This window comes from Micromonospora sp. NPDC049282, assembly GCF_043197045.1.
Classification (GTDB): Bacteria; Actinomycetota; Actinomycetes; order Mycobacteriales; family Micromonosporaceae; genus Micromonospora.
Map to the genome: position 1 here is coordinate 444,707 of NZ_JBICSL010000001.1, position 24,430 is coordinate 469,136.

Here is a 24,430-nt window from a genome sequence, read left to right on the forward strand (position 1 = left end):
AGCAGCCGCCCATCGGTCGATTGCGGAGGGTCGCTCCCGTCCGGTAGAACAGGCCCGCGGCGTGGACACGTCGTGCCCGCACACATCCGCGCATCTTGGGGGAAGACGAGTGGATTCCGCGTGGCCGGCCCGCGGCCGGCGCCGGGTGTTAGGCCGGGTCCGGCGGATCGTCTCCCCCGAGCGTCTCTATCTGGTCGCCCTGGGCATGACCGGGCTGGCCGCGCTGGTCTCGGTGACGCTGCCGGCGGCCGAGCGGGGGGAACTCGCCGCGAACATGGTCAGCGCCACCGTGGGGGCGGCGCTCGGCGGCCTGTCCGTCGACACTTTCCTGCTGTCCCGCCCGGCCGGATGGATCATGTCGCGGGGGCGGGTGTGGATCGCCGGCATCCTGGCCGTGTCGCTCGGCCTCACCGCGCTGGCCGCCGCGCTGCTGATCGCGCTGGCCGGGCTGGGCACCTACGCGGTGGGCATCGGGGCGGGCTGCGCGCTGACGGTCTTCAACACGGCGGCCTCGTTCGGTCTGCGTCTGAAACGGTTCTGGTTCGTCTACACCGTTCGGGCACTCGGCGGCGCGGTGCTGGTCGGCGGGTACGGGCTGCTCGGGCTGGGTCAGCGGCGCGACGGCGGTCTGTGGAGCGTGCTCTGGCTCGGCGTGCAGGTCGCCACCGCGATCGTGCTCGGGGTGGCGGTGCTGACCTGGGCGCGCCGGTTCGGGCCGGTTCCGGCGGCGACGGCGGGGCGTCCGGAGTACCGCGCCGACCTGCTCGCGGTGGGCCGCCTGCACGTCGGGGTGTGCGCGCAGATGCTGACGTACCGGTTGAGTCAGGTCCTGGTGGCCCGGTTCGCCGGCGCGGGCGCGCTCGGCGTGTTCGCGCTGGCGGTGGCGGCGCTGGAGTTCGCGCAGTCCGGTGCCGTGGTGCGGGCGCAGCGGATCCTGGCCGAGCGCGACCCGGAGGCGATCGGCGACCACGGCCGCCAGGTGGTCAAGGACGCGTTGCCGATCGCGGCGCTCGCCGTCGTCGGTCTGGCGGCTCTCGGCGTGCTGGCCCGCGACTACCGCGACGCCTGGCTCTTCGGGTTGCTCCTGCTGCCCGGGACGCTCGCGTTGTCGGCCGGCAAGACGTGGAGCGCGGCGCTGCTCAAGCGCGCCGGTGAGCAGGCCACCACCGCAGTGGCCCTGATCACCATGTCCGTGTCGGTCGTGCTGTACGTTCTCCTCATCCCGTGGGCCGGCGCGCTGGGCGCAGCGGTCGCGTCATCGGTCGCCTACGGCGTCTACGCGATGCGCACCCGGCGGCGTCTCCAGCGGTCCACGCACCTCCTCGCCCATCGGATGGCCTGACGTGGACGTCTCTGTCGTCGTGTTGACCTGGGAAGACTTCGAGCGTACCGACGGTTGTGTCAGGTCGCTGCCACCGGGCGCGGAAGCGGTCGTCGTGGACAACGGCAGCGCCGTCGAGATCAGCGACGCGCTGCGCGCGATGTGCGCCGAGACCGGGGCCCGGTACGTGCGCTCGGAGACGAACCTCGGCTACGCCAAGGGCATGAACCTGGGTGTCCGGCACAGCACCCGCTCCCGGGTGATCCTGTCCAACAACGACATAGTGGTGCGTCCGGGCGCGATCGAGCGGCTGACCACGGCGCTGGACGATCCGGCAGTGGGCGCGGCGTTCCCGAAGGTGTTCGACGCGACCGGCCGGGACCAGACGGCCGCCGGCAGGTTCCTGACCGTGGGCACCGGCGTGGCGCACGCCACCGGGCTCAGCCTCGTCTTCCCGAAGCTACGGATCGTGGCTCCGCCCGAGCGCGGCGACTGGCTCTCGGGGCCGTTCGTGGCGATCCGGCGGGAGACGCTGGACCGGATCGGCGGGGTGGACGAGTCATCCTTCTTCTACTCCGAGGACCTGCGGCTGTGCTGGGCGGTGCGGCGATTGGGGTTGCGCCTGGCGTACCTGCCGGAGGCCGTGGTCACGCACGAGGACGACGCGAGCGCGAAGCGCCGGTGGCCGGCCGAGGAGATCGCCCGGCGGCAGACCCGGGAGTTCATCCGAGCCAGCCGCGAGCTGGCCGGGTGGCGGGGCACGGCGGCCTGCTCCGCGTACACCCTGGGGGTGCTCGCCCGCGCGGCGGTGGGCGGCGGCGCGGGGCGGCGGGCGATCGCCCGCGGCGCGCTGGAAGGTATGGGCGTCCGATGAGGGTGCTGTTCGTCTGCACCACGGGCGGGTCGGGCCGGCGGCAGCTCGGCGGCGCCGAGCGTTTCCTCATCGAGATGCTGCCGGCGCTGACGACCCGCGGCGTCGACGTGGTCGCCGCCACCCCGGACGACGAAGTCGCGCAGGCATTGCGGGGCGCGGGCGTCCCGTGGCGTCCGCTCGGCGCGGCCAAGCGCGTCGACCTCGCCTACGCGCGCGGCATCCGCGCGCTCGTCGACGAGGTACGGCCGGACGTGGTCAGCGCGCACCTGCTCTCCGCGGCGATGCACGCCCGCGCCGGGCTCGGGGTGCGGGGCCGCCGCACCCCGCTGGTCGTGACGCTGCACAACAGCCTCTGGCAGTACCGCGACGCGGCGGAGACGCTGCGCGCCAAGGCCGCGGTGCAGGCCAACATCGGCACCGACCTGATGTCCCGCCGGCTGCGGCCGCACACGACCGTCGCAGTCTCCGACTTCGAGGCCCACGAGCTGCGGGCACGCGGACGGGTCCGAGACGTGCGGGTGATCCCGAACCCGCTGCCGGCCATCTGGCCGGAGCCGCCCGGCCCGGACAGCGTCGCGCCGACCGGCCCGGTGCGGGTCGGCTTCCTCGGCCGGCTGGAACGGGAGAAGGGCGCCGACCTACTGGCCGACATCGCGGCGGCGCTGCCGGAGGTCGAGTTCCTGGTCGCCGGCGCCGGCACCACGCCGGTCGCCGGGCGAGCCAACCTGCGTCTGGTCGGCCGGGTGGACGCCGCACCCTTCCTGCGACGGCTGCACTGCCTGCTGGTGCCGTCGCGGGTAGAGGCGTTCGGACGCAGCGCGCTGGAGGCGATGTCGCTCGGCGTGCCGGTGGTCCACTCGGGAGCGGGCGGCCTCGCCGAGGTCACCGCCGCCGGTGACGGGGTGCTCGCCTACCGGGCGGAGCTGACGCCGCGTGCGCTTGCCGCCGCCGTGCGTGCGGCGACCGAACCGGCCGCGTGGGACGAGCGGCGCCGCGAGCTGGCCCGGGAGTACGCGGCTCGGCACTCGTTCGCCGGATGCGTGGACAACTGGCTGGGCCTCTACCGGACGGTCGCCCGTGACCCCCGCTGAACTGCGCGTCTGGTCGGTCGGGATCCCGTTCGCGTCGGGCGTGGTCCTTCTGCTGGCGACGGTGGACGCGGGGACCGCGGTCACGCTCGCGCTGGCCGTGGGCACGCTGCTCGCCGCCCGGCACCGGATGTGGGCGCTCGCGGCGGGTGCCGCCGTCTGGACCCTCGCCCTGCTCGCCGTGCGGGTGCTGCCCGGCCCGTACGACTCCTGGGCCGGTCGCGGGGTGCTGCCGGTGCTCGCCGGTTACGTGACCGTCTTCCTGCTGGCCTGGGCGATCGGCCGGCGGATGGTGGACAGCCGGGACGACACGGGCGGCCGGTCCCGGCCGGAGCTGTCCTGGCCGTCCGAGCGGCGGCTGCTGACGTACCTGGCGGTGCTGCTGGGCATTGCGGTGGTGACCGCGGCGATCCGCTTCCGAGGGACCGTACCTCCGCTGCTCGCCGAGAATCCGGACGCGGCCCGGCAGGTGTTGCGCGAGCAGTCGAGCCTGGCCATCGGGCTGCTGTCCGAGGCGTGGACGCTCGGTATGGCCGTGTCGCTGCTGCGGGCGTTGTCGGGGCGGCGGGCGTTGTCGGGGCGGCGGCCGACGCTGCCCGTCTACTACGCGCTCACCGCGGTCTTCACCGTCGGCGCGGCGCTGGGCGCGAGCAAGAACTCGGTGCTGGTGGGCATCGCGCCGGCGCTCGTCGCGGCGCTGTCGGTGCGGCGTACCCGGGGCCGGGCGGCGTCGTTCCTGGCGGCGCGGACGCCGGTGGTGCTGCTGATCGGCGCGGTGGCGCTCGGCGCCGCGGTGTTCCTCGGCGGGCAGCGCACCATGGCCGGCACCGGCGCGTTCGAGACCGAGTTCCGGGCCCGCTACGGCAGCAACGCGCTGGCCAGCAGCGCCGGGTCGCTCGACCTGTCGCTGAGTTCGTCCACCGAGACGTTCGGACGGGTCTGGTCGCAGCGGGAACACCTGGAGCCCCGGTACGGCACCTACTCGCTGACGTTCCTCGGCTCCCGGGTCGAACCGATCGTCGGCAAGGCGGACCTGTACGGGCTGACGTCCCAGCTCAGCCAGCCGTACCTGATGAACACCGCCACGTTCGTGGCCATCCCGCTGCTCGACTACGGTCCGCTGGGCGCGGTGTTCTTCCTGGCCGCGTTGGGGCTTGCGGTGGGCGCGACCGAGCGGTGGTTCGAGTTCTCCCGGGCACCGGCCGGGCAGCTCGCGCGGGCGTTCGTCGTCTACTTCGCCCTGTTCGGCGTCTACGAGCTGTATCCGCTGATCTATCCGACCTGGCTGAGCCTGGTGCCCGGCCTCTGGGTGCTGCACCGGCTGTCGAGGAGTCCGGCATGACCACCACGACGTTCGACGGGCTCACCGTGGTCACCGTCCTCTACCGGTCCGTCGGCATGCTGGCCGGGACGCTGCCGACCTGGGTGCGCAGCGCCGGTGAGCTGCCGGTCCGGTTCGTCTTCGCGGACAACTGGCCGGCGGACGGCTGCGCCGAGGTGATCGCCGCGAACCTGGGCGCCGACCGGTACACCTACCTACCCGACGACACCAACCCGGGTTTCGCGGCCGGCTGCAACCGGGCCGCGGAGACGGCCACCACCAGCCACCTGCTGCTGCTGAACCCGGACGTGTGGCTGCCCGACGACGCGCTGGCCCGGATCTGCGCCGCCGTCGCGGCCGACCCCGACGCCCCGATCGCGGTCGGCCTGGCCATGCACGGCGGCGAGTACGTGGGCATCGGCCTGAACCCGGTGTCGCTGTTCATCGACCGGCCGGCCACCGTCGACCGCGCCCCACTCGGCCCGTCCGGTGGGGCGGCGGTCTTCCCCACCGGGCTGTACCGGCGCTTCGGCGGCTTCGACGAGCACCTGTTCGCCTGGGGGGAGGACGCAGACCTGGCGTTCCGGCTCTACGCCGCCGGCCTTCGCACGCGCGGGCTGGACGTGGTGCTGCCTCACGCGGGCGGGCACAGCGTGGACGGCGACGACCGGTTGCCGGGGTTCCGGGCGTTCCTGCTGGCCCGCAACCGGTTGCTGGTCGCGGCGCGCACGTTCACCTGGCCGCTGCTGCTGGTCGCGGCGCCGGTGCTGGCGCTGGCACACCTCGCGCTCGCCGCCCGGCGCATGCGTCAGGGGCTGCTGCGGCCGTTCCTGCGGGGCGTCGGGCGCGGGCTGGTGGAGGGTCCGGCGGCCCGGCGCCGCTGGACCGGGCGCCGGTTCGGGTTCGCCTCCCTGCTCGGCTACCTGACCGTAGGGAGGGCGTGATGGCGGCACAGCCGTGGACCGTGGTGACGGTCACCTACCACTCGGCGGAGACGTTGCGCCGCTGCTGGCGGGGGCCAAAGCCGTACGAGTGGCTGGTGGTGGACAACGCCTCCACTGACGATTCGGCGGCGGTCGCCGAGGAGTTGGGCGCGCGGGTGATCCGGCTGCCGGAGAACGTGGGCTTCGCCCGCGCCAACAACGTCGCGTTGCGCGAGGCCGCCGGGGAGTACGTGCTGTTCGCCAACCCGGACCTGGAGGTACGCCCGGACGGCCTGCACGCGCTGGCACGGCACCTGGACGGGCACGGCGGCCTGGTCGCGCCGCAACTGCTCGGCACCGACGGCCTCCCGCAGGCCAACGGGCGCGGCTTCCCGTACGCGACGGCGAAGCTCGGCAACCGGAAGGTCTGGCCGCTGTCCCGGCTGCACGCCTCCTACCGGGTGGTGACCGCGCCGGGCGATACCCGCTACGTCGCCTGGGTGATGGGCGCGGCCGTAGCCGGCCGGACCGTCGACGTCGCCGCGTTGGGCGGATGGAACGAGCGGTTCTTCCTCTACTACGAGGACCACGAGTTGGGCCTTCGGGCGTGGCGGCGCGACCTGCCGGTGGCGGTGCTGGGCGACGTGCGGTGGACCCACCACTGGGCCCGGGCGACGAACTCGGCGCGCTGGTCCCGTGCGCACACGCTCGAGCTTCGCAGCGCCCGGACGTTCTTCGGCATGTTCCCGGAGTTCCTGGTCGGCCTGCCGCGACCGGCTCGCCGTCACCAGCGGGCCGCCTCGCTGGTCGGCACCGCGGTGCCGTCCGGTGCGGACACGACCGGCCGATGACCTGGCACGACCGGGGCCGGTCGCGGGGGCCGCTGACGCGGGTGACGCTTGATACCGTCTCGCCGTGTCCGTGACACGCCCGGCCTTCTCCCCCTCGATGACGCCTGCGTCGGCGGCGCCGGGGTCGGCGGCGCACCGAACGGGTCCGACGGCGACCGTCGCCGCCGCGTGGGGACGGCTGAGCCGGTCCCCGTACTGGCCGGTCGCGGGCCTGCTCGTCGCGCTCGGCGCCGCGCTGCGGATCCGGCAGTGGGCGTACGCGCGCAGCTTCTGGAGCGACGAGCTGTACCTGGGCCACAACGTCCGTGAGCGCGGCTACCTGGACCTTTTGCAGCCGCTGGCGTTCAGCCAGTCGGCGCCGCCCGGCTGGCTGTGGCTGGAGCGGCTCGCGTACGAGCAGTTCGGCGACGGCGAGCGGGCACTGCGGCTGGTGCCGCTGCTGTTCGGCCTGGCGCTGCTGCCGCTCGTGGGTTGGCTCGGCCGGCGGATCCTGCCGCCGCTGGCCGCGCTGGCGGCGCTGCTGCTGGTCGCCGTCGCGCCGTTCCTGATCGGCTACTCCAACGAGCTGAAGCAGTACAGCGCCGAGGCCTTCGGCGTCACGCTCGTGGTCGGGCTGGCGCTGCTGCTGGTGCGGGATGACCCGACCTGGGCCGGGTCGGCGCTGTTCTGGTCGGTCGCGGCCGTCGTGGCGTTCGTCAGCACGCTGTCCATCCCGGTCACCGGCGTGCTCGGGGTGCTGCTGGGCGCGTACCCGCTGACCCGCACCGATCGGCGGTGGGCGAGCAGGTGGCGAGGGCTGGGCCGGTTCCTCGCGCCGGCGGCGGCCTGGGCCGTGGTGGCGCTCGTGGTGTACGTGCTGTTCCTGGCGCCAGGGCTGGCCGATCCGCAGCTGGCCGCGTACTGGCGGGGAAAGTCGATCTATCCGGCGCACTCGCTGACCGACCTGCCGGCCACCGTGGCCTGGCTCGGCGCGACGTACCGCACGCTGGCCACCGTCCCGTTCGTGGCCTGGTCAGCGTGGGTCGTCGTGCCGTTGCTGGTGCTGGGCGCCGCCGCCGGGCTGCGCCGGCTCTCGCCGGTGGCGGTGCTGGTGCTGCTCACGCCGCTGGCGGCCGGGCTCGCCGGCGCGGCGGTGTCGGTCTACCCGTTCAACGGCCGGCTTGCGCTCTACGCGGTGCCGGCGTGCCTGCTGCTGGCCGCGCTGGCCGTCGCGCCGCCACCAGGCCGGGCCGGCCTGCCCGCCCGCGTCCGCTGGGCGGTGGGGTTGGTGCTCCTGCTCGCGCTCGCGGTCCCACAACTAGCGACCGCCGTGGTGGCCACGGTGCATCCGGCACGGGCCTTCGCGCAGGGCGGCGGCGCGAACGCGGTCGACTACCGCGGGGCGCTGCGCTACCTGGACGACAAGCGCCGACCCGGCGACCTGGTGCTGGCCACCACCGTCTCGTGGAACGCCCAGGCCTGGTACGGCCCCACGGCGGACGCCTACGTGGTCGCGGCTGGGCCCGGCGGGTGTCCGAAGCAGACCGTGTCGACGCTGCTGCCCGGACGGTCCCGGGTCTGGTTGTTCCAGGCCACCGACTGGGCGGACGTGGAGAACCGCGATGTCATCGTCCGACTCGGCAGCGGCGGCGCGGCGGTCGCCGAGCGGTCGTTCAGCGGTGCCCGGGTGGTGCGCTTCGACCTCACCGGCGGCGGGACGTTCGGCGGCGACGTCTGCCTGGTGCCGCCGCCGAACGGGGCCCGCGTCCGTTAGCTGTGGCGCTGCCAGAGGTCACGCAGGGCGTCCCAGTTGCCGCCGAGCCCGGCCCCGCACGGGGTCTCCATGTAGATCGCGGTGGAGCTGTCGTCGCGGCCCCACCAGATGCCACATACGGGACGGCCGTCCTGGCCGTTGCCGGCGTACTCGACGTAGCTGCCCTGGGCGCCGCTGACGCCGCCCGTGGCCGTTCCGGCCTCCCGCAGGCCCGGCGCGAGCGCGCGGCCGATGATGCCCATCTGCTGCCGGAAGGCGCGCGCCGCCTCCTTCTTCTGGGCCGACTCGTACTCGGTGAAGTGCAGCGACGCTCCCAGGTAGCGGCAGAAGACGTGCTGCTTCTCTCCGTCGGCGAGCCCGGGTCCGCTCTTCTCCGTGTTGATCGCGCAGCCGCCCACCTCGTCGAGCCACGGCTCGGCGATCGGCATGAGCGAGGCGTCGAACTTCGCCTTGTTCAACGAGTGCTGGGTGGCCTCGTAGAGTGCCGGGGAGGCGCTGGCCGCGGGGGTGGACGGTTCGCCGCCGTCGGCGAGCATCCGGCCGGCGAGCAGCCCCGCGCCGCCGGCCAGCACGGCGGCCATGACCACGCCGCCGATCCACAGGCCGGTACGGCTCTTCGGCGGGCGGGTGACCGGGGCGATGCGGGGTCCGCCGGTGGGCACGAGCGGGTCCGGGGCGGCGGTCTGGGCCGGAATGGCCGGCACCGGCATGCCTGGCGACACGGGCGCGCCGGAGGACACCGGCGCCCCGGACACCGGATGCTGGGGAGTCATTGCCCACGGCTGCGGGCTCCACGGCAACTGCGGCGGCGACGAGACCGGCAACGGCGGCGCCGACACCGGCGGTGGTGGTGGGAGGATCTCGGCGGTGGCGACGCGCTGGTAGTCCATGCCGAGGCTGCGAAACAGCCGCTCGGCAGCGCCGTCCTCATCGGACGGGTACGCCACCCAGGGTTGTCCGGCGGCGAAGTCGGAGTTGACGTAGCGGTGGCCGCCAGGCGCCTGGGCCAGCACGGTGGCCGCGTTGGCGAAGGCCTCCCGCCAGCGTTGATCACCCGCCGCGGCGCCGTCGAGGACCGACACGGTCAGCGCGCGGTCCTGCCCGTCGAGCGCGGCCCAGGCCCGGCCGACCTGGCATTCGCCCAGCACCTCGGTGAACCTGTACGGACCTTCCGGCTGCATGCCCACTCCTCTGCTCACCCGCCGTGCGGATAGTACAGAGAGCGCGCTCGCCGGATCTCCCTGCGGTCGGGCCACTCTTGCGCGCTGAAAGTTTTCATGCATAGAGTCTCGCCATGAATGAAGGCAGCGCGGCCGGCGCCGATCGCCTGCTCGACCTGCTGCACGGCGTCCGGCTCACCCCCACCCAACGCCGGATCGCGCACTGCCTGGTGCGACACAGTGGCGCGGTCGCCTATCTGTCCGCCGCGGAGGTGGCCGAGCTGGCCGGCGTCAGCCAGCCGTCGGTGACCCGGTTCGCCATGGCGCTCGGGCACGACGGCTACCCCGCGCTGCGCCGCCGCCTGCGGGAGCTGACCACCACCGCGGGCACCGACCCGGCCGACGCCGGGAACTCCCTGCAACGGGCCGTGCGCACCGAGATGGACAACCTGAACCGGCTCGCCGGGCAGCTCGCCGACGCCGGCCGGATCGCCGAGGTGGGCACACTGCTCGCCGCCAGCCGCCCGCTGCCGGTGCTCGGGCTGCGCGCCGCCGCGCCGCTGGCCGCCTACTTCGCGTACTTCGCCGCGAAGGTCCACCCCGACGTACGCGTCCTCGACCACGGCGGCAGCCTGCTCGCCGACCGGATCGACCAGGCGGCCGCGGCCGGCGCCACCGCGCTGCTCGCGTTCGTGCTGCCGCGCTACCCGCGGGAGACCCTGGACGCGCTGCGCGAGGCCCGCGACGCCGGGCTGACGGTGGTGGCGATCACCGACTCCCCGGTGAGCCCGGCCACCGACCACGCCGAGGTGGTGCTCCCCGCCGCGGTCGGCACCGACCTGGTCTTCGACCTGCACACCGCCCCGATGACCCTGGCCATGGTGGTACTCCAGGCGATCTGCGACGCCACCCCGACCGAGACCCAGACCCGGCTCGAGGCGTTCGAGTCGTCCGCCGCCCGCCGCCAGTTGTTCCCCCCGGGACGCGGCGGCGCCGAGCCTCGCCGAGGCCCGGGCGGCCGGCCTGCTGCCCGACCACGACACCTGTCGGTCCTACGTGAAACCTTTGTGTCTGCCCGACGCCATCGGACCTTAACTCACGCTCTGGAAAATGTCCCCACCGCATGGGTGGCCATCCCAGCGCCTCCAGGGACCGAGAGACCGACGGGGAGCCAGGTCCAGACGGCGCTGCACAGCGGCGCCATCGCGGGTGCGGGGCGGGCCGGGGGCGCCCCGCACCCGCCCGCGTCTCTCCTTACTGCCGATTGCCCGGATCAACCGCTTCGACGTCGGCTTGGACGCCCACGGCACGCAGCCGCTCGACCAACAACTCCATCTCGACCCGGGTGCCGACCATCTCTCCGGCCACCAGACGCCGAGCCGTCGACCGGGCATCGGTGAGCGACATGTCCTGTCGCCCCTGTCGCAACACCTTCATCAGCGTCGACGCGCTCAGTGCCGGAGGCGAGATGACGATGCGAGACAGCCCGTGCGCGTCGATCAGTGCCTGGCGGATCACGTCCGGTGACTCGTCCCAGCCGAACTCCTCGGTGGCGTTTCCGCACGCCGGGCAGCTCAGCGACACCGTCCAGTGAAGCCGCCCGTTCACCAGCCTCTCGGCTACATCATGAGGGCACGGTTCACTACAGTTTCCGCAGGGGAGTGTCACCGACGCGCCTTGACTGATCATGACCATCCGCGCATTCCCTCGTAGCGCGCGACGATGCCGTAGAACTTCTCCGACATCGGGCCGCCCTCCCGAGGATGATGACCGCTGATGCCACGGGCGAACCACCGGTGGTGCAGTTCCTCGTGCACGATCGTGTTCCGGAGTTGACTCCTACGGGTGAAGGACTTTGCGCCGATCTGCGTGCCACCTCCGTTACGCATCACGCCATATCCCACGAAGGGACTGTACTCCGGCTGGGCCGTCAGACGCAGGTTCGGGAAGTCCTCCTTGATGATGGCATTGATAGCCCGGTTACGGGAGACCGCAGTCTTGCCGGTGACATGTGAGAGGTCCTCGGTGTAGGCGCCGAAGCCGCCGCGTTTGCCGGCGAACTCGACCGCCGCGGTTCCGGCGCCTCCTCCCGAAGCACCGAGACTGGAGCGCATTCCCCCAACCGCCATCTGGCCGGCAGCCTTCAGTCCCATTCCTGACGTGACCGCGACGCCGGCGCCGAACGCTGCCGCGCCGAGGAGGGCGCCGCCCGCGCCGAGCGCCGCGCCGACGAGCCCACCCACCAATGCCTCGCCGGCTAGTTGGCCCCAGCTCTCCTCATCCGCGTCGAGGCCGTTGGTGACTAGCGAACCGACGGCGCCACCGACGAAGCCACCGATCGCCGCGCAGCCGACGGCCCCGACACCGAAGCTGGCCGCTGTACAGACGCCACCCACGATGACGCCGGCGGCGATGCCGGCCACCGCCCCGACCGCGCCAGCGTGTCGGCACCAGAAGCTCGCCCGGCACTCGCGTTGCTTGCGCTCGGCCTCCTGACGCTGCCTCGCTTCGGCCGCCTGACGCTGGCGTGCCTGCTCGCCGGCCACGATGTCCTCGCGCGTCGGCGGTCGGTCGGATCGGTTGTACTCCGGGGTGCCGTACGCGTTCTCCATGTTCTGCTGCGAGTGCTTCGACGGCGGCGGACCCTCCCACTGCGCGTCGAAGGGATTGCGGCCGGTGGGGTCGCTCAGCGTGACGGGCGCGTTATTGGCGTACGTATAGGCGTTCCACTGCTGAGGGTCCGACAGGTCCATCACCGGGTCGACCGAGATGAACCGTCCGAGCACCTGGTCGTACTGGCGGGCCCCGACGTTGAACAGGTTGGTCGGGTCGATGTCGCCACCGACGAAGCCCTTGCCGTTGACCCAGGGGGTGGCACTGCCCCGCGATCCTCCGTACGGGGTCTGGCGACGGGTCGTCACGTTCTGGGTTCCGGCGTTTACGGCGATCTGCTGGGTGCCCTGGTGGTCGTCGTAGAGCCAGGTCAGATTCGTCGCCGCCGATCCACCCTTGCGACTGGCGCAGGTGACACCCGCGAAGGAGTAGTATCGGGTGCCGGTGGTGACGCCACCCTCCCGACGGATCTCCTGTCCGGGCAGATAGAGGGTGGTCCCGGTGGTGTCCCGGCGAATGAGCCGGCCACCGTCTGCGTCGTAGATGTTGGTCTCGATGGTGCTCCCGGCGCTGCTGACACCAGCCAATTCGCCCTCGGCGTCCCAGGTGAGGGTCTGGCTACCCGTCCGGGCCGGGCCGCAGTCGTTCGCCGTGGCACCGGACGGCCGGCAGGTGGTGTTGCCGGTGGCGTCGTAGTCGTACTTCGCGACCACCGCCGGCTGCCCGGCCACGGTCGTGGTCAGCTGGGTGACCGCGTGTGGCCGGATGACGTCTTGGCCGCCGTCCGGCACGAGGTAGTTGCGCGTGGTGTCCCCACCGGCGGCGTGGCTGGTCTCGACCCGCCGGCTACCGGTGTCGTCGATCGTCCAGTCCTGCCAGTAGGGGGCCGGGCCGCCCAGGTCGGCCAACACCGGATCCGGGTCGCAGCTGACCCCCGTCTTCGGCGTCCATGCGGTCTTCAGCCGGCCGAGGGCGTCGTCGCGGAAACACTGGACATCCGCCTGGCCGACCTCAGGGGTATCGGTGATCCACTCGATGTTGCCGGCCGCCTTGTAAGAGTATCTGCGGTCCGAGACGCTGCCGGCGATCGTCGACCGTTTCACGGTGACCCGGTCTATCCGGCGCGTGGCTTCGTCGCGGTAGATGATGTCCTGGGTGAAGTCAGCGCTGCCCGGAACCTTGTAGATTGATCCCTTGCGCTCGCCGTAGGCGGTGAAGGTGGCGGTGGCCATGGTGCCCACGAAACCGGTCAGGCTGGTGTCCAGGCGGGTCGGCATGCCGGTGGTGGCGTCGTAGTCGGTGGTCAACTGCTCGGTGACTAGCCCGCCGCCCGCGGGATACGAGATCGATGTGGGCGCGCCGGTGAACTGTGAGTAGCCGTAGGCGTAGACGTAGGTCGCGTCGAGCCCGGTCTCCACCGGCGGAATCACCCAGTTGGCGCCGGTGGGCTGGTATCGATCGTTGAAGCCACGGACCTGCCACTTGTAGGCGCTCGCCGTGCCGGTCTGGTCGTACTCGTAGCGGATGCTCTGGGTCTGTTGCCCGCGCCATCCGCCCTGGCCGCTGTAGAGCGTGTCGTACTTCCACTCGGCGCGCAGCCGTCCGGTCGCCGAGTCGTCGCGGAGCTGGGTCTTCCGGCCCAACTGGTCGTAGCCGAACCACAGGGCCTCGCCGCGGGCGTCGACCGTCGTCTGCAGGCTGTCGTCATCGTTGAAGGTGCTGGTGGTGGTGCCCTTGTCCGGATCCGTCGTACGCCAGACCCGGCCTCTGACGTCGTACTCGTTAGTCCACCGGTTGCCGGCTGAGTCAACAGTCCTGATCGGCTGACCCTTGCGGTCGAAGGCGTAGGTGGTTTCCAGGTAGGCGTCGTTGACGCCGGCAGGCGTGGTGTGCTGCCGCAGGGCGACGGTGCGTCCCTCGACGTCGGTGACCGTGGTGGTCGGCGTGCCACCCTCCGGCGGGGTGACCTTGGTCAGGTCGCCTTCATAGCTGGTGACCGTGCGCCACTTCTCCACCAGGTTCGTGACGTCGTCACCGGCCAGGAGGATCCCGTTCGTCGGCCGGGACGCCTGGTCGAAAACGACCTTGGACACCGCCGGCAGCGACCACTCCGGCTCCCACCACAGCGCGCCGGACGGTGCGCCGGTTTCCGCGTGTGCCCCGTAGTTCGCCGCCGCGCGGCCGTACTCGTCGTAGATGGTGTCGGTGACCACGCGGTCGCCACTGCCACCCTGGGACAACGACTGGGTCTGACGCGGCCGGAGCAGGCCGTCGAGAATCTGGTACGAGGTCAGGTAGTTGCCGTCCGGGTTCAGGCTCCGCGACGTGACGTAGGGATAGTTATCCCGGCCTGACGCGAAGTTGTAGGTGTACTCGGCCGACGGCTGCGCCGGGTTGGCCGCCCGGGCCCAGCCCTGCGCCCACACCTTGGCGACCCGACCGAGGGCGTCGTATTCCACCTCGGAAGTGATCTTGCCGTTCGGATCGGTGGCCTTGGTGGTGGAGCCCCAGTACGGGTTCGTCACCTCAACGGTCTGCCAGTTCAGCTGGTTGGTGGAGGTCACCTGGGTGACCGGCCCACCCAGTGACGGGGTGTACGCGGTCGTGATGATGTTGCCCTTGATGTCGGTCGAGGTGCGCTGGCGCCCAGCCGGGTCATAGCTGGCCTGAGAAGTCGTCTGCCAGACCGTGCCGGTGCCGGGGGCCCAGTCCTTGAGCTGCTCGGTCCGGGTGGTGGCGCCGAAGGCCGGGGCCGTGTCGACGCTGGTGGCGCCGTCGTAGTAGGTCCGCGCGTCGGAGATGACGTCGTCCACGGAGGTGGGACTCTTGCCGCAGGCCAGGGCCGTCGTGGTGGTCTGCTTGACCAGCTGGGTGAGGTTCTTGGCAAGGTTGCGGTTGTAGGTGTAGGTGATGCACTTCTCGTCGCCGGTCACCGCGGTGTTGCCCTCGTCCTGCGACCAGTTGAGCGTGCCGTACGTCTGGTCGTAGCTGGTCCGGCCACCCGAGGTTCGCCACCCCCGGGATCCGTCCACGCCCAGCGCGGTGGCGGCGTAGGTGGCCTGCGTGTTGACGAACCGCGCCTCCACCAGGTCGCCGTTGATGGTGCGGCTCGCGGTGGGGTTCGACCGCCACGGCACGTTCACCGTTTTCGACACCGGCTTGGTCTCGACGCCGTTGTAAACGACCTGCTCGCGGATCTGCCCGGCGAACTGGTCCTCGTCGTAGACGGTCTCCGTGCCCAGCGACGCCGGCACCGTGACGTTGCGGGTGCCGCCGCTGGGGCTGAGCTTGTCGCCGTGCATCCCGCGCATGAAGGTGGTGACCGCCAACGTTTGCGGCCTGCCGTCGTCACCGACGCGCGTCTTCACCTGCGCGTAGCCGCGCCACTGCCCCCAGGTCTTCCGATCGGGCCTGGTCAGGCCGTCGTCGTCGTCGAAGTGCCAGGCCGGGGCACCGACGTACTCGTACCACGTGTGCTTGCTCGGCGACTGGTGACCGCCGGCGAGCTGGACGTCGTCCTCGGCCACGTGTGCGACTCGGTACTTGTGCCACCACTCGGTGACGAGCCGCTGGCCGGTCGGATCGGCCGGGTCCGGCACCTTCACCGGATAGCAGCGCCTCGTGTTGGACTGCGGGGCCAGCGTGTCCACGATGGCCTCGGTGCACTCGGGCCGGGAGTAGTCGACCTTGATACGGGCACCGGTCTCGGTGACGATGCTGGAGATCCGGAGCCAGTTGTCGGTCGTGCCGTGCGCTGTGTAGACGCGGTTCGGCAGCGACTCCGCCCCGAACGTCACCGGGGGCAGGTTGACGGTGCCGCCGACCAGCCCGGCGTGGTCGATCCGGTCCAGCCACAGCCCTTCATGCGTGGAGTCCGCGGTTGCGGAGAACGTGTGCGACAGGGCCCACGACTCGACGTTCTGCCAGGCCGGCGTCGTCTTGGTGGTGTCCCACACCCGGGTGGTGACCGTCTTCAACCGCTTCGCGGTCCAGAACGTGGGCGAGTACTGCTGCGGGCAGGAGGTCTCTTTGCACTCCTGATCCCACGGCGTGTCCTTCCAACTGGCCTTCACCGGCGCGGCCTCGGTGCCGCAGTTGGCGAAGCACCGCATGTCGGTGTCAAAGACAACCTGGGCGTACGGGGTGGTGTTCCGCTCCGTGACACCGTGCATCGCGGCGGTTCGGTCGTACGTGCCGTAGTCGATCCGCTTGAGGTAACCGGCCCGGTCGTAGCCCACGACGTTCGAGTCGGTCGCGTTGCGCGCGTACTTGTTCGTCTCCTTGCCGTACCAGAGCGACATGGTGTTGCCGCGCACGTCCACAACGTAGTCGAGATTCCACCGCCATGCCTGCATGCAGTCCGAGCCGGCGAACGTGGACTTGTGGCACGGCTCCCCGGTGTGGTTGCCGAAAACCGGCAGGGTCAGCGTGGAGTTCGTCCCGGTGCCCTGGCCGGGCAGGTTGTGCAGACCGAAGAAGTACTGGGTGCCGTCGGTGGTGGTGACCTTCCAGTATTCGCCGACGTCGCCGTAGGTGGGATCGCCGGCGTCGCTGTTGGCGGCGCCGGTCAGCTTCTCGATCTTCGAGCCGTCCTCGGCGCGGGAGTGCCATCCCTTGCCCGCCTGGAAGATCAGCTCACCGCCGTGCCCTGCGAGGCTCATCGTGGCGTTGTCGGAACGCCAGCACTGGTCGCCGCTGCTCGCGGTGTTGTTCGCACCGTTCTTCAGGTCGTCCGCACAGGGCACGTACCGCCGCTCGATGTAACCCGCGGAGTAGTCGAAGCCCTCCCCGATCCACGACGGCTGGTTGTTGGTGACTTCCGATCGGCCGTCCACCGACGAGGAGGAGTAACCCAGCGCGATCGTCGGGGCCGGCCCGGTCGCCGGTGGGATGCGCAACGGGTAGTTCCAGGAGAAGTCGCCGGCGCTGCCCCCGCTCGACCAGGTCGAGGACGGGGCGAGGCTGGTCGCCCCGAAGTCGCCGTCCGATCCCGACGCAGACGCGGCGAGCATCAGGACGGAGCCCGAGCCGACGGTCGCCGCAGGGGCGACGTTGACCTCGGCGGTGGCGACTCCCGCCCCGACGTCGTTGGTGGTATGCAGCGGGACCGACCGGCAGTCCGGACCGGAGTGGTCGGTCAGCGCGCACTCCGGCACCTGCCACAGTCTCAACCGCGACGCCCACGACCCGCCGACGGCGTACCGGAAGGCGTCGTAGTCGACCGACACCCGCGCCGCTCCGGACGGTGACCCCGGAGCAGCGGTCACCTGCACCGCCAGCCCGTCCCGCCACCGTACCGGCAGGCTCGCGCGATCCAGCACCCGGACGTCGAGGTGGGCCAGCCGCCGACCCGGCTCACCGGCGCCCCGGTCCACCCACACCGGAAGCGCCCCCGCCTTCGCACCACGACTCTTGGCCGTCCGGACGCCGGTGGCCGCGAGGTCCACCCGGACGGTCGAAGGCGCCGGCCATCGGGGAGCCGGCGTGGCAACGGCCTTCACCCGGTCCTGGGTCCAGGCTCGGCCGGCGGCGACCGGGCCGCCGTCGTGATCCAACTTCTCCACCGGTGGCCTCGACGGCCGACGGGCCGGGGCCGCCTGCGCCGGCACAAAGGGCACCAGGGTCAGCACCATCGACGTCACCACGGAGCCGACCAAGGTCATCGGCCGAAGTTTCCTACCGAGAAGGCTGCGCTGCACCCGCCGAGGGCCGCGCACAGACCGTGCCCACATGGGCTCTTCCTCTCCGACAACCGCTGACGAGCGGCAGGTTCGAGTGCAGCCGCCGATCGGTTCGGTGCTGCGAGGGCTGCTCCTGCCCGGTCCGGCCGGACCGGGCAGGAGCGTAAGAGCTAGGGACGGATCAGCGGCGCCACAGGACGGTGCCGCCCGGATCGAGCAGCACCAGGTCGCCGTCGTTGCGCAGCACCAGCCGACTGGCCGTGCTCGTCCAGGTTCTGGTGTCCCAGAGCGGAACGCGAGCGTCGGTGTAGACCACCAGGTTGCCGTCGGTCTGGAAGTCCGTGTACGCGCCGGGATTACCCCAGGTGCCGGTATCCCAGATCGGGAAACCGGCCTGGGTGAGGACCAGGTTGCCGTCGTCCTGCATCAGCAGCTGGTAGCTGCCGACGTCGGAACGCAGGTACTGGCCTGCGGTGAGCTCCTCGCCACGGTTCAGGGTGTTCACGCCGGGGGTCGCGGGGACCTCCGAGCTGTAGAGGGAGAAGACCGCCGCGCCGTTCAACGCGCCTTGGAAGGCGGTCACGTTGTCGATGCCGCCTATCCATTGGTCGATCATCTGGTCGTGCCACAAGGTATGGCCCACCAGGAGCGGCCCGTTCGACGGCATCGGCGTGAACGGGACAGGCCCGGTGCCCTCCAGCTGACCGTTGACGTAGAGGCGGATCTCCTTGCGGCCCGCGTCATACACACCGGCGAGGTGGGTCCACACGCCCGTATCGGCGGCATTCGTCGACCGCACACTCGCGAAAGCGGTCGTCGTGACATCCTCGTCACTGACGGAGAACTGCCACTTGCGGACGTTGGGGTCGAACTTCAACCAGGCGGCACTCTCGTGCACACCCCGCTGCGAGACGGCAGTCCGCATCCCCTCGGTCCCCAGCATCACCCAGGCCGAAATGGTGAACGAATCGTCGGTTCGCAGCACCGGCTTGTCCCGCCACTCGGTCATTCCGTTGCCGTCGCTATCGGTCGGGTCGACCTTGGTGGCACTACGCCCGTACTCCCGGGTGGCCTCGGTGAAGCCATCATCCGGGAAGTACTGGGAGTCGAGCCACAGTCCTTGGCCGCCGCCATAGCCCGCAGCGACCTCGGAACCCCGCGTCAGGGCCAGCCATCGGCCCCAGGCGGTGGTCGAGTCCGGCGCCTCGCAGGTGTTGGAGATATCAGCGGTGTAGCAGGAAACCGCAGCCTCGAAGTCCCAGCCGCCGGCCCTAATCGGCGACAGGATTCCGGGCTCGTTGAATCCGCTCGACCCTGGCTCGGTCGCGAGCTGACCGGTGAAATCGTCCGACACCAGCACCCGGTCGAACACCTGCACGTCAGCGATGTTCCCCTGCCACCACGTAATTCCGGACCTACCGACCCAAAACGGTGAGGTCGCGTCATTGAAACCTTTGACGCCGGTGACCGTCGATTCGAGTGTCCCATTCACATAAAGCTTCAGTGTCTGTTCTGTGGCGTCGTACGCGCAGGCCAGATGAGTCCATACTCCGATTTGCGGTACCGAACTGGATCGGGCATTCCACCAGGTAATAGTGCCGGACGTCGCCGACGGCATTTGTGCCAGCCACCGGTCGGTGCCCTGTTGATACTGGAAATACAGTGAGGCGTATCCGCTGGCATCCTTGGTCACGACTGTTCGGTCGGTCGACTTGTCTGTCAAGCGCACCCACGCCGCCACGCTGAAGGACTGGGACGTATCCATCAGTTGACCAGAGGTCTCGGCGTACGACGAGGTGCCGTTGAATGTTGCGGTCTGCCCGCCGACCATACGTACATCATTGGACCAGGCGACATTAGATGGCGTCAGCGGGGAGTTGATTGGGGCCGGCCGCCAGTCTTCCAACGCCGCAGCCTGGCTGATGCCGGGGTAGCTTTCCAAGCCCCATTTGGCGGTGGGCCCCGACGGGTGCCTGACGGTGAACTCTACGGATCCGTTGCCCTCGTTCAAGGTCGCGTCGATGGCCTTCACGAACAGCACGTTCCGGCCAAAGCTCAACGCGGTCAGATCGATTTCGGCGTACTTCGGGCCGGCGCCTTGGGCCGCCACTTCCTTCGTCGCGGCGTCCCAGCCATACCTGAACTTCGTCACGTCGGTCGCCATCGATTCGATACGGACCCGGCCCTTCAAGCCCGGCCCGGCCGGAACTGTCACCATCCGGGCCGTCACGGGCGGCCTGGCGGTGTCCGCGGCGAACTGGCACCACCCAGACCAGGAGCCGGTGATGTTGTACGGGCTCTTGTCGGTGCTTCTCGCGCGAAACGCGTACGTCTTGCCGCTCACGACCGACACCGCCGCGCTTGTTGTACGGGAGTTCGGGCTGATGCCGCCCTTGGCCGGCGGCGGAGTCTTGCGTGCCGGATAGGTGTCGGTGACGGTGCCGATACCACCACCGGGCACCTCGATCCACTCCCACGACGCCGTCAGCGAGTCGGCCGGATCGGCGTCCGGGAACACCGCCGAAAAGGTCGGGGTCAGCGTGCCGATGGTCAGGACGGAGGTGGGGCACGCCACCTGGGCTGCCTGCAGGCCGTTAGGCGCTCCAGGCTTGGTATCGTAGTCGACGATCAATTTCGCATCGCCCGGGAAGAACTTCTTCCAGCGGTCCTGCGTGGATTCCCCAGAGCCGTCCGAGGCCCGCGCGGTCAACCCGACGGTGAACGTGTTCCAGTTGCCGGTGGCCGCCGCCTGCACCTGGCCGGTCACCGTCGAACCGGCGAAGTTCATGATCATGTCGGGTTGGATGGAGGAGCACCCGCCGGACTCGTTCGCGTGCCCGGACGCGCTGGCCAGGAACTTGGACAGACCCATGCTCGACCAACTGGCCTTCATCGTCGCGTTGATCGCGGGCGTCAGGTACATGGAGGCGACCGTGTTGCCGCACGACCACGAGTGGTCCAGCTTCATCTGCACGTACGCCGACTCGATGTGCTTGCCCTTCAGCGACACCCCGTTGGCTGTCGTGGAGAACTCGAAGAACGATCGGTAGAGCGCACCGGTGTCGGGGTTCAGCCCCACCCGTGCGATCGAGTAGTCGGTGTTGGAGGAACCGTTGTTGGTGGCGTACGCCCACTTCGCCTTGTAGACCGACCAGGCCGGGTCCACGAAGAGGGGGAACACGGTATCCGGCGCGCTCAACAGTTTGGCGTCCGGGCGCAGCACGAGGTCGCGGCCCGAGAGCCCGACCGCCACCGGAGCGACCCGGGCCGCCTCACCGGCGGCTGCGGCGGTGGAGCGGGACGCCGCCTCCCCTGCGCGAAGGGTAGCCGGCCGAGCGCTTCCCGCGTTGAGCCGCGAGTCCCACATGACGGCCGACTCCGACGCGGCGAGCACGCTGGCACCGGCCGTCGCGCGGAGGCGTCCGTCCGGGCCGGCACTCACGGCGACGTCACCACCGAGACCGAACCGCACTTCGCGCACCGCCGGGTCCGCCGCCGCCTTCGCCGACTTGAGCACCAGCGCGTGGGTGAAGCCCGTCGGCGTGGCCCGAACCACCAAGTCCACGTCGGGGAGCACATCGACGTAGGTGGCCGAATCGCCCGAAATGGTCGGCATCGGCAGCGGCTTGCCCAGCCACGACATGGTCATGCTCTTGCCACTGCGACGCAGGGTCACCATCGGACCCGCACCACCGCCTGAGAAGCTCACGTCAGCCACTGACGTCGCCGGTCGCCAGGATCCGTCGCCGTCACGAGCGAGATCGAGGTCGACGTCAGCCCAGCGTCCCGCCTTGCGGGTGCGCTGCGGGACCACGGCCGCCTCGTACCGTAGGCGGCCGTCGGGCTGCGCGACCACCTGCGCCAGCTCCGTACGCGTGCCATCCACCACCACCGGCGCACCGCAAGAAGCGGCCAGCGCCAATGCCCCCGCTTCGGAGCTCGTCTCGCCGGTGCACGCCGGTGCGGCCGTGGCACGGCCCGGTCCAGGTACCGCAATAGCGGTGATGGCCATGGAGGCCGCCAACCATCCCGCTAAGCCACGATGCTGTCGATGTCTCACCGTCACACCTCATCCCCGCCAGAAGCAGTGGCACGGACGATAAAGAGGGACCCGGCACCGCCGCTGCCCCGCTCAAAAGACTGCGCTGATCGGCAGGACGAATAAATAGATTAATTTAAATGCTTTACACACGCCGGTCTGCTCGCATCACGCACAGTCACCCTCAAGAGGGTGGTGTGATCTATGTCACGAATGACGCCATAGATGATCCAGGTGTGGCGGCGGCGACGGTTGTGCTCTGAAAGTTTTCATGCATAGAGTCTCGCCATGAATGAAGGCAGCGCGGCCGGCGCCGATCGCCTGCTCGACCTGCTGCACGGCGTCCGGCTCACCCCCACCCAACGCCGGATCGCGCACTGCCTGGTGCGACACAGTGGCGCGGTCGCCTATCTGTCCGCCGCGGAGGTGGCCGAGCTGGCCGGCGTCAGCCAGCCGTCGGTGACCCGGTTCGCCATGGCGCTCGGGCACGACGGCTACCCCGCGCTGCGCCGCCGCCTGCGGGAGCTGACCACCACCGCGGGCACCGACCCCACCGACGCCGGGAACTCCCTGCAACGGGCCGTGCGCACCGAGATGGACAACCTGAACCGGCTCGCCGGGCAGCTCGCCGACGCCGGCCGGATCGCCGAGGTGGGCACACTGCTCGCCGCCAGCCGCCCGCTGCCGGTGCTCGGGCTGCGCGCCGCCGCGCCGCTGGCCGCCTACTTCGCGTACTTCGCCGCGAAGGTCCACCCCGACGTACGCGTCCTCGACCACGGCGGCAGCCTGCTCGCCGACCGGATCGACCAGGCGGCCGCGGCCGGCGCCACCGCGCTGCTCGCGTTCGTGCTGCCGCGCTACCCCCGGGAGACCCTGGACGCGCTGCGCGAGGCCCGCGACGCCGGGCTCACGGTCGTGGCGATCACCGACTCCCCGGTGAGCCCGGCCACCGACCACGCCGAGGTGGTGCTCCCCGCCGCCGTCGGCACCGACCTGGTCTTCGACCTGCACACCGCCCCGATGACCCTGGCCATGGTGGTACTCCAGGCGATCTGCGACGCCACCCCGACCGAGACCCAGACCCGGCTCGAGGCGTTCGAGTCGTCCGCCGCCCGCCGCCAGTTGTTCCTCGGCTGAGAGGAGTACGAGATGCACCAGCCCGTCCGCGCCGCCCGCGGCACCGTACGCACCGCCAAGGGGTGGCCGCAGGAGGCCGCCCTGCGGATGCTGATGAACAATCTCGACCCGGAGGTGGCCGAGCGCTCCGAGGACCTGGTGGTCTACGGCGGCACCGGGAAGGCGGCCCGGGACTGGCCGTCCTACCACGCGCTGGTGCGCACGCTCACCGAGCTGCGCGAGGACGAGACCATGCTGGTGCAGTCCGGCCGACCGGTCGGGGTGATGCGCACCCACGAGTGGGCGCCCCGGGTGCTGCTGGCCAACTCCAACCTGGTCGGCGACTGGGCCACCTGGCCCGAGTTCCGCCGGTTGGAGTCGCTGGGCCTGACCATGTACGGGCAGATGACCGCCGGTTCCTGGATCTACATCGGCACCCAGGGCATCCTCCAGGGCACGTACGAGACGTTCGCCGCGGTCGCCGCGAAGCGGTTCGGCGGGTCCCTGGCCGGGACGCTGACGCTCACCGCCGGCTGCGGCGGGATGGGCGGCGCGCAGCCGCTCGCGGTCACCATGAACGGCGGTGTCTGCCTGGTCGTGGACGTGGACCGCACCCGGCTGGAACGGCGGGCGCACGACCGCTACCTCGACGAGATCGCCGACTCGCTCGACGACGCGGTCGAGCGCGCGCTGGCCGCGAAGCGGGACCGGCGGGCGGTGAGCGTCGGCGTGGTCGGCAACGCCGCCACCGTCTTCCCCGAGCTGCTGCGCCGGGGCGTGGCGATCGACGTGGTCACCGACCAGACCAGCGCGCACGACCCGCTGTCGTATCTGCCCGAGGGGGTGGACGTGGCGGACGCGCGGGACTACGCGGCGGCGAAGCCGGCCGAGTTCACCGACCGGGCGCGGGCGTCGATGGCGAAGCACGTGGAGGCGATGGTCGGGTTCCTCGACGCGGGCGCGGAGGTCTTCGACTACGGCAACTCGATCCGGGGCGAGGCGAAGCTCGGCGGGTACGAGCGGGCGTTCGACTTCCCCGGCTTCGTGCCGGCGTACATCCGGCCGCTGTTCTGCGAGGGCAAGGGCCCGTTCCGCTGGGCCGCGCTCTCCGGCGACCCGCGCGACATCGCCGCCACCGACCGGGCGATCCTCGACCTGTTCCCGGAGAACGAGTCGCTCGCGCGGTGGATGCGGATGGCCGGCGAGCGGGTCGCGTTCCAGGGCCTGCCGGCCCGGATCTGCTGGCTCGGCTACGGCGAGCGGGACCGGGCGGGCGTGCGGTTCAACGAGATGGTCGCCTCCGGGGAGCTGAGCGCGCCGGTGGTGATCGGCCGCGACCACCTGGACTGCGGCAGCGTGGCCAGCCCCTACCGGGAGACCGAGGCGATGGCCGACGGCTCCGACGCGATCGCCGACTGGCCGCTGCTCAACGCGCTTGTCAACACCGCCAGCGGGGCGTCCTGGGTGTCCATCCACCACGGCGGCGGGGTGGGCATCGGCCGCTCCATCCACGCCGGCCAGGTCTGCGTCGCCGACGGCACCGCGCTGGCCGGGCAGAAGATCGAGCGGGTGCTCACCAACGACCCGGCGATGGGCGTGATCCGGCACGTCGACGCCGGCTACGACGACGCCCGCGAGGTCGCCGACCGCACCGGCGTCCGCGTCCCGATGACCGAAGGTTGAGGAGGGG

13 protein-coding genes and 1 pseudogene are annotated in these 24,430 nt (G+C 71.1%); 11 read left to right on the plus strand and 3 right to left on the minus strand.

Going from position 1 to position 24,430, the window contains the following annotated elements; all coding sequences use genetic code 11:
* Positions 1-109 precede the first annotated feature (109 nt).
* The 7 genes from ACGFI2_RS02090 to ACGFI2_RS02120 all read left to right on the plus strand — a co-directional run bounded on the left by ACGFI2_RS02090 (position 110) and on the right by ACGFI2_RS02120 (position 8,131).
* Positions 110-1,342, plus strand: coding sequence for a polysaccharide biosynthesis C-terminal domain-containing protein (locus tag ACGFI2_RS02090; protein ID WP_393509148.1), 1,233 nt, complete (start codon positions 110-112; stop codon positions 1,340-1,342).
* A 1-nt stretch (position 1,343) separates the two neighbouring features.
* Positions 1,344-2,195, plus strand: coding sequence for a glycosyltransferase (locus ACGFI2_RS02095; RefSeq protein ID WP_393509151.1), 852 nt, complete (start codon positions 1,344-1,346; stop codon positions 2,193-2,195).
* Positions 2,192-3,286: a glycosyltransferase family 4 protein gene (locus ACGFI2_RS02100; protein WP_393509154.1), complete on the plus strand. Its 1,095-nt coding sequence runs from the start codon at positions 2,192-2,194 to the stop codon at positions 3,284-3,286. The genes ACGFI2_RS02095 and ACGFI2_RS02100 overlap by 4 nt, the downstream gene beginning before the upstream one ends.
* On the plus strand, positions 3,273-4,625 hold the full coding sequence (locus ACGFI2_RS02105) for a hypothetical protein (RefSeq protein ID WP_393509157.1): 1,353 nt from the start codon (positions 3,273-3,275) through the stop codon (positions 4,623-4,625). Before ACGFI2_RS02100 ends, ACGFI2_RS02105 begins: the two co-directional genes overlap by 14 nt.
* On the plus strand, positions 4,622-5,548 hold the full coding sequence (locus ACGFI2_RS02110; protein WP_393509160.1) for a glycosyltransferase family 2 protein: 927 nt from the start codon (positions 4,622-4,624) through the stop codon (positions 5,546-5,548). Before ACGFI2_RS02105 ends, ACGFI2_RS02110 begins: the two co-directional genes overlap by 4 nt.
* Complete coding sequence (locus tag ACGFI2_RS02115; RefSeq protein ID WP_393509163.1) at positions 5,548-6,378, plus strand: glycosyltransferase; 831 nt, start codon at positions 5,548-5,550, stop codon at positions 6,376-6,378. Before ACGFI2_RS02110 ends, ACGFI2_RS02115 begins: the two co-directional genes overlap by 1 nt.
* 64 nt (positions 6,379-6,442) lie before the next feature.
* Positions 6,443-8,131 carry a hypothetical protein gene (locus ACGFI2_RS02120; RefSeq protein ID WP_393509166.1) on the plus strand — a complete coding sequence of 563 codons (1,689 nt, stop codon included), beginning with the start codon at positions 6,443-6,445 and terminating at the stop codon, positions 8,129-8,131.
* Here ACGFI2_RS02120 and ACGFI2_RS02125 read toward each other — a convergent pair.
* Complete coding sequence (locus ACGFI2_RS02125; protein WP_393509169.1) at positions 8,128-9,312, minus strand: hypothetical protein; 1,185 nt, start codon at positions 9,310-9,312, stop codon at positions 8,128-8,130. The genes ACGFI2_RS02120 and ACGFI2_RS02125 overlap by 4 nt on opposite strands.
* 113 nt (positions 9,313-9,425) lie before the next feature.
* On the opposite strand from ACGFI2_RS02125, the pseudogene ACGFI2_RS02130 reads away from it, so the two are divergent.
* Positions 9,426-10,265: pseudogene (locus tag ACGFI2_RS02130) on the plus strand (MurR/RpiR family transcriptional regulator); the annotation flags it as partial.
* A gap of 494 nt (positions 10,266-10,759) precedes the next feature.
* The gene (locus tag ACGFI2_RS02135; RefSeq protein WP_393509172.1) at positions 10,760-10,885 is read left to right on the plus strand and encodes a hypothetical protein; all 126 of its coding nucleotides are present in this window, start codon (positions 10,760-10,762) and stop codon (positions 10,883-10,885) included.
* Positions 10,886-10,976: 91 nt separating this feature from the next.
* Here the strand turns inward: ACGFI2_RS02135 and ACGFI2_RS02140 are convergent, their stop codons facing one another.
* Both ACGFI2_RS02140 and ACGFI2_RS02145 read right to left on the minus strand, forming a co-directional pair.
* The gene (locus ACGFI2_RS02140; RefSeq protein WP_393509175.1) at positions 10,977-17,567 is read right to left on the minus strand and encodes an RHS repeat-associated core domain-containing protein; all 6,591 of its coding nucleotides are present in this window, start codon (positions 17,565-17,567) and stop codon (positions 10,977-10,979) included.
* Positions 17,568-17,766: 199 nt separating this feature from the next.
* Positions 17,767-21,597: a LamG-like jellyroll fold domain-containing protein gene (locus ACGFI2_RS02145; protein WP_393509178.1), complete on the minus strand. Its 3,831-nt coding sequence runs from the start codon at positions 21,595-21,597 to the stop codon at positions 17,767-17,769.
* A gap of 315 nt (positions 21,598-21,912) precedes the next feature.
* Between ACGFI2_RS02145 and ACGFI2_RS02150 the strand changes: the two genes are divergently transcribed.
* Together ACGFI2_RS02150 and hutU are read left to right on the plus strand one after the other, a co-directional pair.
* Complete coding sequence (locus ACGFI2_RS02150) at positions 21,913-22,761, plus strand: MurR/RpiR family transcriptional regulator (RefSeq protein WP_393509181.1); 849 nt, start codon at positions 21,913-21,915, stop codon at positions 22,759-22,761.
* Between the two features lie 12 nt (positions 22,762-22,773).
* On the plus strand, positions 22,774-24,423 hold the full coding sequence (hutU, locus tag ACGFI2_RS02155; RefSeq protein WP_393509184.1) for a urocanate hydratase: 1,650 nt from the start codon (positions 22,774-22,776) through the stop codon (positions 24,421-24,423).
* The last annotated feature ends 7 nt before the right edge of the window (positions 24,424-24,430 follow it).